At 35.6% G+C, this 11,346-nt stretch carries 4 protein-coding genes; all 4 read right to left on the bottom strand.

Features of this window, described 5'->3' with window-relative positions; genetic code table 11:
* Positions 1-179: 179 nt before the first annotated feature.
* The gene (locus ACFSR0_RS04350; protein ID WP_379980278.1) at positions 180-1,502 is read right to left on the bottom strand and encodes a helix-turn-helix domain-containing protein; all 1,323 of its coding nucleotides are present in this window, start codon (positions 1,500-1,502) and stop codon (positions 180-182) included.
* A 771-nt stretch (positions 1,503-2,273) separates the two neighbouring features.
* Complete coding sequence (locus tag ACFSR0_RS04345) at positions 2,274-8,234, bottom strand: SpaA isopeptide-forming pilin-related protein (RefSeq protein ID WP_379980276.1); 5,961 nt, start codon at positions 8,232-8,234, stop codon at positions 2,274-2,276.
* Positions 8,235-8,566: 332 nt separating this feature from the next.
* Complete coding sequence (locus ACFSR0_RS04340) at positions 8,567-9,907, bottom strand: helix-turn-helix domain-containing protein (RefSeq protein ID WP_379980274.1); 1,341 nt, start codon at positions 9,905-9,907, stop codon at positions 8,567-8,569.
* 38 nt (positions 9,908-9,945) lie between these two features.
* Entirely contained in the window at positions 9,946-11,271 is a 1,326-nt protein-coding gene (locus ACFSR0_RS04335) for a hypothetical protein (RefSeq protein WP_379980272.1), read from the bottom strand.
* Between the last annotated feature and the right edge of the window lie 75 nt (positions 11,272-11,346).

Raw genomic sequence — 11,346 nt, 5'->3', positions numbered from 1 at the left:
AAATCTCCTTATTGATTGTGTTGGAACTTCAATAATACACGATTTTTCGCTATGACGTTTTTTTATTGCTTGAAAGTGGCTAAGTTCATCTTACAATGAACCAAGAAAAACAAATCGGTTTATTCACAAAAAATAAAAAAATGTCAATTTTCAAAGATTATTTTATCAGCTGACATTTTTTAAAGAAGTAAGAACTCTTTTAGCCATATGCCCATTCGAACAATCTCTGACAAAGAAACGAAATCACTCACTAAATACTGTCTTCCAACCTGAAGTTCTGGTAGTAAGTCAGTGGTTAAAACAACTGATTTACCATCTGCCATTAGTTCACTCCGTTCACTGACACATGTCATTGCCAATGTGTCATCAAAAAAAGCACTTAAAGGTTGGACTTTTTTTAAAATATACTGCGCATGTTTTTCACCAATCGAGGAATAAATCTGAATAATGCTAGGTGTAAATTCTTTTTGATACATCTCCGCATTGGTAATTAAAAAAAAGCTGATATTATCCTGACGTTTGAGCAAATCCGCCCTTAAAATGCGAGAGGCTCGATATAAGAATGACCTCATTGTCGCAAATTCTTCTGGTGAAACTTGTGCAAATTTATTTTCAAAAAACTGTATACGGGGTGATATTGAAATGCGAAAAGGCAATAACCTCAATTGTACCAACGTTGAGACTAGAATGGCCTTAACCTGTGAGTAGTTTTTAGGGTGAATGTGATTTGCAAAACTAAACGGTAAAAGCTGATCAAATTTCTCTTCAACCTTTATAATTGATTCAAGATAGCTCTCGCGCAGCCAAGCCTTAAGTGTGGTAATCACACACTCGGCATAGCATTTATCTTTTTCAAAAAAGGTATTTTTTTGATAGCTACGGATCACGGCAACTAAGAAAAAATAACTTAAAAAATGATCTTCTAGTTTGGAGTGAACCACTGTGATGGAATCAAAAGACAATTGGTCAATCTCTTTGAGTTCGTTTTCGCCACCAAGCTTAGTGATAACTTCCCTTAACTCCGATAAAGACCATTTATAAAAGAAAGCCAAATGCGTGAAGAAACCAATAATATTGAGTTCTTCTTTCCCCTCAATTTGATAACCATTTTTTATTAACAGACGAATCTCGTACCGCGATAAATCCATTCGCAATTGAGCCACTAATCGCGAAAATGTTGCATCACTTAAATTTAATGATTGTTTGTAAAAGGAAGACTGCTGACCTGGATAATAAACAATTATTTTTAGCAATTTCATTTTGATTGATTGACTAACAAACCCATCAGTTATTTTTAGTAACGAATGAGAATTATAGACAGTTCCATTCGTTCGATACGCTTGGTACAACTGATCAATTTCTTTGAAATACTGTTGAATAGAACTCATGGAAATACCTAGTTCTTGTGCAACTCTCTTCTCAATCGCTTGCCCATTGTTTAAATACAAATATTCTGCAACCTTCACTTTTTTCTCCAATTGGCGTTCTAAAAAATGCAGCATCTCTTCATCTCCTTTAACAAATTGTACTTGACAAAGGCTAAAGAAAAAAGTAAAAATCAACCATTTGCTTGTAGTTGTTCTTTCATTCGATCTTTTAGTTCTTGTTATTCATTTTTTTGAAAGAGAAAGGACAATAACGGCCATAGAAAAAACCAAAAAACTGCAATCGAGTTTCTTATTCTTTTGGTTATATGTGCAAGATGACCGATATCCTTTCCGTTTTTTAACATTGCTAGTCTCTCGATGCTCTTTACACCCATTATTCTCAAATCCGTTGCATTTAAATAGAAAGCTTTTGTTAAAATCATTGCGTATTTTGTACTTGAATTCACAATAGTCACTTCATAGAATCTGTCAAAAATAACATTCAAACCATCTCGTTTGTTGTATCAAATAACGGCAAACGAACTTCAATCACTGGAATAAAGATAGCCCCACTATTCTGTTATTGATAATCAGTGTGTCTTGATCAAGAAAATTGCTACGTGCACCTACAACAAATGGATAAAAGAAAATACTTGCTGTATTACAAAAAAACTGCTATTAGCAACTTAAGTAAAAAAATTGACTACATCCTCTTTAATAGCTTTCTAATTTGGCATTTCGCCCCTCCTTCCCTTATCAAATAAAAAATGCTTTCATTTATTTGATTATACCTTATTTTGGCAAAAAACTGGCATGATATAGTTCGTTAATAAAAGAAAATAGCAAAATGGACGAACTCTGTTGAGTCCGTCCATTTTGTCTCACACTAATCAATAGTAGTATCAATTAGTTAAATTTTCGTTTAACCACCCAAATTCCTGCGACAACTACGATTAAGAATACACCGAGAAGCGTCATCCATGTAGCCGTTTTTTGACCAGTATTTGGTAATTTATGTCCATTATTTGGTTGATTGTTGATTGGTTTTGCAGGAATTTTTGTATTGGTTACCGCTACATTTGCAACTTTGCTTGTTGTTTGTAATTCAACAGTAAAGCTATATTTTTTATCTTTATCCAATTGATAGCCTGTTGGAGCAATTGTTTCTTTGAAGTAATAGCTTCCTGGTTTCAAACCTTCATAGGTGATTTGTCCTTTTGTATTAGTCTTCAAATCTTTTGCTACAACTGTGCCATCTGCTTTAAATAAAGTAAATACAGCACCTACTAAGACTTGTTTCGTTGCACTATCCGTCTTCGTTAAGACTACTGAACCTGTCTTTTCAGCATTTTCTACTGAAACTGTTGCGACTTTTGTTTCGGTTTGCAACTCAACGGTGAATTCATACTTTTTATCTTTGTCGAATTCATAACCGGCTGGCGCTGCTGTTTCTACAAAGTAATAGTTACCTGGTTTCAGACCTTCATAGGTGATTTGTCCTTTTGTATTGGTCTTCAAATCAGTTGCAACTTCTGTCCCGTCTTTCTTATACAGAGCAAAGATTGCACCCGCCAACACTTTATCCGTATCACTATCCGTCTTCGTCAAAACTACTGAGCCTGTCTTTTGAGCATTGGTTGCGGAAACCGTTGCGACTTTCGTTTCGGTTTGTAACTCAACGGTGAATTCGTATTTCTTATCTGCATCAAATTCATAACCGGCTGGCGCTGCTGTTTCTACAAAGTAATAGTTGCCTGGTTTCAAGTTATCTACGGTAAGTTTACCATCAGCATTGGTAATCATAGGATTTGGATCTTTCACATTTACTTGGGTACCGTCTGCTTTGTACAATGCAAAGGTTGCACCTGCTAATGTTTTATTCGTATCACTATCCATCTTCGTTAAGACTACTGAACCTGTCTTTTGGGCATTTTCAGCTGTTACTTTGACAACTTGTTTATTTTCGGTTGTTTGCAATGGTAAGTTTGCAACATATTTCGCATCCTTATCAAATTCATAACCGGCTGGCGCTGCTGTTTCCACAAAGTAGTAACTTCCTGGTTTTAAGTTTTTAACTGTAATCGTACCATTATCATCAGTTGTTAATGCAGATTTGATTTTTTCATTCTCTGCATTATACAAATCGAACGTTGCACCTGGTAATGGTTTTTCCGTGTCACTATCCAATTTCACTAATTGAATTGATCCACTCGTTTGTGCATTACCTACCACAACCGTACCTGGTGTTGGTTTGTTATCAACTTGCAACCCTAAAATTACCGGATATTTGGCAGTACTATCAAAATCATAGCCATCTGGGGCTGCGGTTTCTTTGAAATAATAGTTGCCTGGTTTCAAGTTATCGACCGAAACTTTGCCATCTTTACCTGTAACTAAACCTTCTTTGACAACTTTGTCCGTTGCATCATATAACGTAAATGTTGCACCTGGTAGTACTTTATTTGTATCATCATCCAATTTTGTCAGTTCAACTGAACCCGTTTTTTGCGCATTTGTTGCTGAAACCGTTGCGACTTTTGTTTCTGTTTGTAATTCAACGGTGAACTCATATTTCTTATCCTTGTCGAATTCATAGCCAGCTGGCGCTGCGGTTTCTACGAAGTAATAGTCGCCTGGTTTTAGACCACTATAATTCAATTCACCATTAGCCTCTGTCACCAAATCTTTGGCTACAACAGTACCATCTTTCTTGAAGATGCTAAAAGTTGCACCTGCTAACGCCTTGCCAGTATCACTATCGGTTTTACTTAGTTTTACTGAGCCCGTCTTTTGGGTATTGGTCGCAGAGACAGTTGCCACTTTAGCCGTCGTTTGTAATTCAACCGTAAAGTTATATTCCTTGTTGCTATCAAACTCATAGCCAGCTGGCGCTGCGGTTTCTTTAAAGTAATAGTTGCCTGGTTTTAAGTTATCTACTAATAATTTTCCTTGCTCATTTGTTTGTAGCTCTTCTTCTAATTTTGTGCCATCTGCTTTGTACAAAGCAAAGGTCGCACCCGCTAACACTTTATTTGTATCACTATCTGTTTTGGTTAATTCAACAGAACCAGTCTTTTCTGCGTTCGTTGCAGAGACAGTTGCCACTTTAGCCGTCGTTTGTAATTCAACCGTAAATTCGTATTTTTTATCCTTATCGAATTCATAACCGGCTGGAGCTGCTGTTTCTACAAAGTAATAGTTACCTGGCTTCAAGTTCGAAACAGAAATTTTACCATCTTTATCAGTAACTAGTCCGTCTTTCACTACTTGATTCGTTTCATCAAATAATGTGAAAACAGCTCCAGATAATACTTTGCTGGTATCACTATCTGTCTTGGTTAATTCTACGGAGCCTGTCATTTGTTCATTTTCTTGGGTAATTGCAAACTTTCCATTGGTTGTTGAGGTCTTACTTAATAATATGGTTTTTACTTCAGTTGATAAAACATATCCTGAAGGTGCTGTAATTTCTTTTAGATAATACGTGCCCGATTTTAATTTACCAAAATTAATTTGGCCAGACTCATTTGTTGTTGTTACTTGCTTAAAGTCGCTATTCTTTTTCGTTAATTCAAACGTTGCTCCAGGTAAAACTTTTTCTGTATCTTTGTCTATTTTCAAGACATCAATTTCGTAATTCGAACCAGAAGAACTTCCCCCGTTATTGATTACATCAACTTCTTCAGTTTTGTCGCCAGATATATTTGTTTTTCCGTTACCAGAAAGGTTTACTGAGTTAGTCAATGTGTCATTCACTTTATCTGAATCAATAATTGAATTATACGTAATATAATACGCATTCGAAATCGTTTTTAGGAACTTAATCGTAAATGTTCCATTTTCACCTTGTTCTATTGAATAATCTGTATCTAATACTAAAGGTGAGCTGCCATCTAATGGTTTTCCTGTAAGGGAACCATCTGTATTGACTCCTGCTTGTTGAATCTTAATACTTGAAAAATCAGTTGTTTGATTTGCTGATGGTGTATCAGTAATCGACGCATCTGAAATTGTTGATTGTGATGCATTCAATGTAAGAGTCCAATTAACTAAAGAAGAATCATCTGTACTTTGTGTACCGCCTTTAGAAATTAACTCGTCCCCATTTTTAACGGACACTGTCGCATCAAAATTTTTCGAGTTGCTATTATTTGTGTAAGTAGCTGTATTTGCATAGCTAGATGTTATCATCGTTCCATCAACACTCGTCTTATAAATCAATAAGTAAGCCGAATTGTCTTCAGGAAGATTCGTACTAAGTGTTTGTGTTGTTGCATCAAACATTACAGGGGTAGAAGTAGAAACGAAGGTATAACCCTTAGCGTCAAAAGATGTTATTTTGTTTAAAACTGCACTGCCATCTACATATGTTTGCCCCTTTTTTATAGAATCCACGATGGATGCATTTTTTAAATCATGTAATTGAAAGTTGATACCCACTGTCCAAGTAATTTCTTTTGTTACTGCGTTGTAATTGCCATTTTTAAAACCATCATCTTTTACAAACCAAACTGGATTAAATGGTATATCCTGCTTTGAATTATGAGGTTGATTATTAATATCAATCCAATCATATGAAACATTATTTTCAAATTTTCCACTAGTCATCAGATCGTAATCAACTTTTGTTTTATAATCAATTCGATACGCATGAGAATGTTCTTCATCTGTCAATTTATCAGTAAACGATAAAACAAAATTCTCACCTACAGTAGCAGATGCTGCTGTTTGATCAATTTTGTATTTATCCGTTGATACTACTTGATTCGTATCTAGGTCTGTTACAACAAAATCTGTTGGATAAATCAAACTTAAACCGAGTCCCATACTATCGGTAATTTTTAAATTATGAAATTTTTGACGATCTTGGTTAAACGTGATTGACCAAGATAATTCGCGCTTATTGTAGTCAATATTTTTAATTTCTTTTTTTACACCAGTTGGAGAAATCTTTCCGGTAGTTTCGCCTGTTGTAGCTCCTCCACCAGTCGCTTCATTTTTAACAGTCTGCCCATCTGACGAAAGTGGTGCATTATACGTACTTTTATAGGTAGCAATAATCCCTACCTTTAATCCTTCTTTAAAGTTAATTGTCATCTTATTCGTTGTATCATCGAAACTTACTTCATAAGTTTTTGGATCTACTACTTCACCATTAACAGTTTTTACAATAATTGAATTTTTTACGTATGAAGAGTTTGAATCCAATGTGTCTACAATAACTGCATTTCCTGGTTTCAGATCTTTTTCACCAAGATTAAATTTAATAGTCCAATTTAACTGTTGGTTTTCTCCGGCTTGTTGACCAGCTTTATCAATCATTTTTCCGTAGGTCGTTGTTACTGTTGCTGCCGCAGGAATTGGTTCTTTGCCGTCGTTCACAAGAGTTGCATTATTAGTGAAAGAAACTTTCCCACCATCATAAGGTTTATTTGGATCAGCCGCTTTCGCAGAATCATCAATTGACGTTTCATAAGTAACACGGAAAGCTTTGCGTGTATTCGCGTATTTACCAATAAGCGTTATGTTTCCTTTAGCATCAATAGTATAGTCTGTACCTTGTGTCAGGGTATCGCCTACACCGATAATTGTACCGTCCATTCCAACGTTTAACAATGTCACTTTGCTAGAAGTCAACGTTAAACCGGCAGGGAAATTTTCTTGAATTGAGGCATTCTTCAATTCTTTTTGACTTGTATTTGCATCGATAGTCCAAGTCACGTTTTTCCCATTCGTAGCAGAATCAATTTTTCCACTTTTGGAAATATCTGTTCCTCCAGTCGGATTAACAATCACTGGTTGACTAGGGGTACCAGTTGTCGTTGGAATCACAATTTCTGTTTTTCCTGGTTCAGTCACGTTCATTTTTCCTTGGTTGTAATGGAACGTTCCTTCTATATCACTTTCATCTTCAACTTTTTCATTAAATGTAAATGTCACTAAACCATCCTTATCAATGGTATATGAACCGTAATCTCCAAGTGAACCACCACCGGCAGAATAGGTCACATTACTTGGTAGTTTAAAAGTAAAATAGTCTCCATTTTTTAACTGGTAGTCATTTAACAATTCGTTAGGAATTGACCAGTTGTAATTAATCGCAATATTGGTTGCTATTGTTACGTCCTTAGGATCAACTTCTCCATCTTTGTTCGTAAAATCAATTGAAAAACTGTCTACTATTGTACCTTTAGAACTGTCCGGCAAATATTGGGAAATATCGTTTCCTATTGTTGCATCCGAAGCTTTAATTGCTTGTTTTGCTGTTTCTTTCGAACTTGTCGTAGTTTGCTTTTTTTCTTCAGTGCTAGAAGTTGTCGTAGTTGATTCTTTTGCACTTTCTGAAGTTTTTGTTGTATCGGTTTTGGTACCTTCAGTTGCTGCTTCACTTGTAGCTGGTGTTGCGCTTGCTTCTGGTGTCGTCAATGGGATCGTTGTTGTCTTGCCATCATTTGTTAGCGTTACTTCTGTTAACGATTCATTGGCTACACCTAAGTCTACCTCAATCGAAGATTGAACATTTGGTGAAATGGTAAAAGTTATACCAGTTCCATTCACCTCATAGGTGCCAACCTCTTTCCCCGTTTTGTCTTTCAATGGTGCATTTTTTTCTTTTGTTAAACTATTCTCTGGACTAATCGCCACTAAGTAGGTTTTATTTTCTGTGCTACTATTGACTACGTCTGCGGAAAGTTTAATCTTTTTTCCATCAATCTCTTTTGCTGATGTGATTGCAAAGCCCTTATCTTCTTGAGTTACTGCGCCAACTTGTGCAATTGGTGCCAAATAAGAAACCAGCAATATTAGCAGTGAAATCCAATTTGCGAGTTTATAAAATCGCTTCCCGCTTGCTTGTTTTTGTTCCATATACTCACCCCAAATAATCTTTTGTATGCTTTTTAAATACCAAACAAAACCTACCTGAAGTACATTAAAAAGCACCATATCTTATTATACAAACTTTCAAAGAAGATTATGAAATGAGAATAGGAACAGAAAACAAAAAACACTTTTTTTAAAAAAACCTTGATATGTCAGTCATCTTTTAGTCCAATTTATTATTTGCGAATAAATCTCTTTTTTTTTTACATAAACTTTATTTGATAATTATTCTGATTAAATAACTAGTGTAAAAATAATCCTTTGATTGGTATCAATAATTCATACCAATCAAAGGATTATTTTTTATTTTTTATTTTCTATATATACAAATGGGCTGCCTTTTCTCTAAGCCACATGGTAATACGGACAAAGTCAGTTACCGAAACAAAATCACTAACCAAAAACTGTTTGTTACTAGGTATTTCCGGCATTGTTTGCGTTGTTAGTAATAAGCAATATTTTTTATCTCCCACTTCTTTGCATTGATCATCATATGATTCTAGGTCGAGTTGTGAATGAAAGAACCCTTGAATTTGTGAAATTTGATTAATCAGATAGCGTTGATGATTCTTGCCTAGGGTAGAATAAACATATACTTTTAAAGGTCGAATTTTTTCAAAATGAATGAGGTCTTCCGTCACTAAAAAGTAAACAACCATTGACAAGCGTAAATCGAAATCGACTCGATAATATTCTTTTGCCCGATAAATAATTGTCCGAATAGATAGCGCTCGAGCTGGGTTGGTATGAAACATCTTTTTAATAAAATAATTTGTTCGCAATGGTACACGCCCCATATCGTAGGGAAACAACTTGATTTGGAAAGTTGTTAAAACAATTAATTGCTTCAATCGTTCCTGATCTCCTGAAAGCATCTTCGGAGAATAGACTCCTTTATATGGAGTGAGCTCTGCATGTTCTATTTCCGTTAAGGCTTCGTCGTACACCTCTTCAAAATACGTAACAATCTTATCTATTGTTACTTCACAAGACAAATAATCTGGCCACTGAGATGCAGATTTACGTTGGCATTGCCTCAATAAGGCAATCGCACAAGCTACATGAAAAAAGCGAGCTTCGTATGTATCTTCTGTGAAGATATATCGTGAAAAATCCAAGTGAAGAATTTTTTCTAGCTCTTGCTTTCCTGCAACAACTTCAACTTCCTTAAATAGCGTTTGGATATCCCATCTAAAAAAGACCAGCAATTGCGTAAATAACATTCCCACATACGCTTCATTTTCGCCTCTTATTCGATAGCCATTAGTAATCACAATATGCGCATCGAAAGACTTTAAATCTTCCTTTAATTGAGCAATCATTCTAGCAAAGGTTGCATCTGAAAGGGCCAACCGTTCTTTATAAAATTTGGCCTCATTTCCTGGATACAAAAACAACTCATAGAGCAATTGACTTTTTATTGACTGCTTCATAAAAAAAAATGTTGTCGCCATTAATGAATCACTATTGTATTTTAGATTCTCCGAAGAAAACTCACCAAAAACTCGGCGCACTTCTGAAATATAGTGATTAAAAGTGGTATTCGAAATACCTAATTCTTTTTTTATCGTACTTTTCGGTAAATCTTCCCCGTAAATATAAAGTGCTTCGGCAATACGAATTTTTCTCTCCAAATATCTCTCTAAAAATTGAAACACAAAAAAACGCTCTCCTTTATAAAAAAAGTCTCCTAAGCTCAGTCTCGAATAACTTCATTTTTTCTCAGCCAAGCCAGTAACAATAGATAGTCTTCGGCGGATACGAAGTCACTCACCAAAAACTGTCTTTCTTTTGGAAAATCGGCAAGCAAATCTGTCGTAACTAAATAGGCATTACTAGGCAATTGGGAAAAGTCTTCTTGTATAATTGATAATGTGCTCGTTTCTTTGAAATAACCCAATAACGGTTTTAGCTGATCATAAAAATAGTTCGTTCGTCTCACACCAATTGATGAATAAACATATAGATGGATGGTTTTGCGTTTGTGAAAGGCCAGCAAATCATCCGCTGCAAGATAATAAAAAACCATTTCATTTCGCATGGTAAAATCAATGCGTAAACATTCTGAGACACGAATCGTAAAATTATTCAAGCTATCCAGTCGCTCAGGATAAACGACCCGATACTTGTGATCAAAAAACATCATTCGCAATGGCAAAGTATTGACATTGTATGGAAAAAGAGTAACTTGAAACGCCACACAACTAGCTAGTCTTAAAAGAGCATCCCTTGTTCCGGCGGGCGGTGTTGTATCAGGAAAACAAGCTGCCATTGTGACAGATAGCCGTTGTTGAACCCGATCATTCACAAATGCCAAGGTTTCCTCAAATTGATGGAAAATTCTCTCAATCGGTACCTCTGCAAATTCTTCTGGAGCCAACTCTTTTTGCTGGCATTGACGCAGTACATGAATTAGACAAACGGTTTGAAAGAACAATTGTTCAAAGCCATCGTTGGCGTAAGTAAATGGAGCGAAATCATAGGCGAGTATTTGTTGAACTGTTTCATCTTGCTTGTATCCTGCCACTATCTTTTGTAAATCTTCTCGCGACCAAAAGTAAAAAAGGCCCAAATATGTGAAAAGAAAACATAGCTGAAGTTCATTTTTGGACTGAATACGATACCCATTTTTAACAATAATGGTTACCTGAAAGCGTTCCAAATCTTCCTTCAGTGTCGCCACCAAACGAGCAAAGGAAGCATCACTAGTACTTAGCTGATCTTTATAAAACGATGCGGGATTTCCTGGGTACAAAAACAGTAAGCGCAATGCCTCAATTTTTTTGGATCGAGAAATAAGTTCCATTGCAATTTTCTCTAACGAATGCGAATTGTATAAATTCCCAGATTCGTAATTCTCCGTAAATAATTGCGTGATTTCTGCTAAGTATTGTGTCAGCGTTGAATTTGAAATATCTAAATTTTTCATGGCTACTTCACGGGGAAACTCTTGACCATAGGCATACAATCGTTCTGCCACTTGTAGTTTTTTTCGCAAATAGCCTTCCATAAAATAAAACATGCCCGTCACTCCCCGAATGCAACCAAATTAGAAATAGTTGATAAATTAGAATCATTATCATAGATAATAACATCT

Origin of the sequence: Enterococcus camelliae, from assembly GCF_042685105.1 — a bacterium.
In the GTDB taxonomy this organism is placed as follows: Bacteria; Bacillota; Bacilli; order Lactobacillales; family Enterococcaceae; genus Enterococcus_G; species Enterococcus_G camelliae.
The sequence above is the reverse complement of the archived record's forward strand: the minus strand, read 5'-3'. Positions and strand labels throughout refer to the sequence as shown.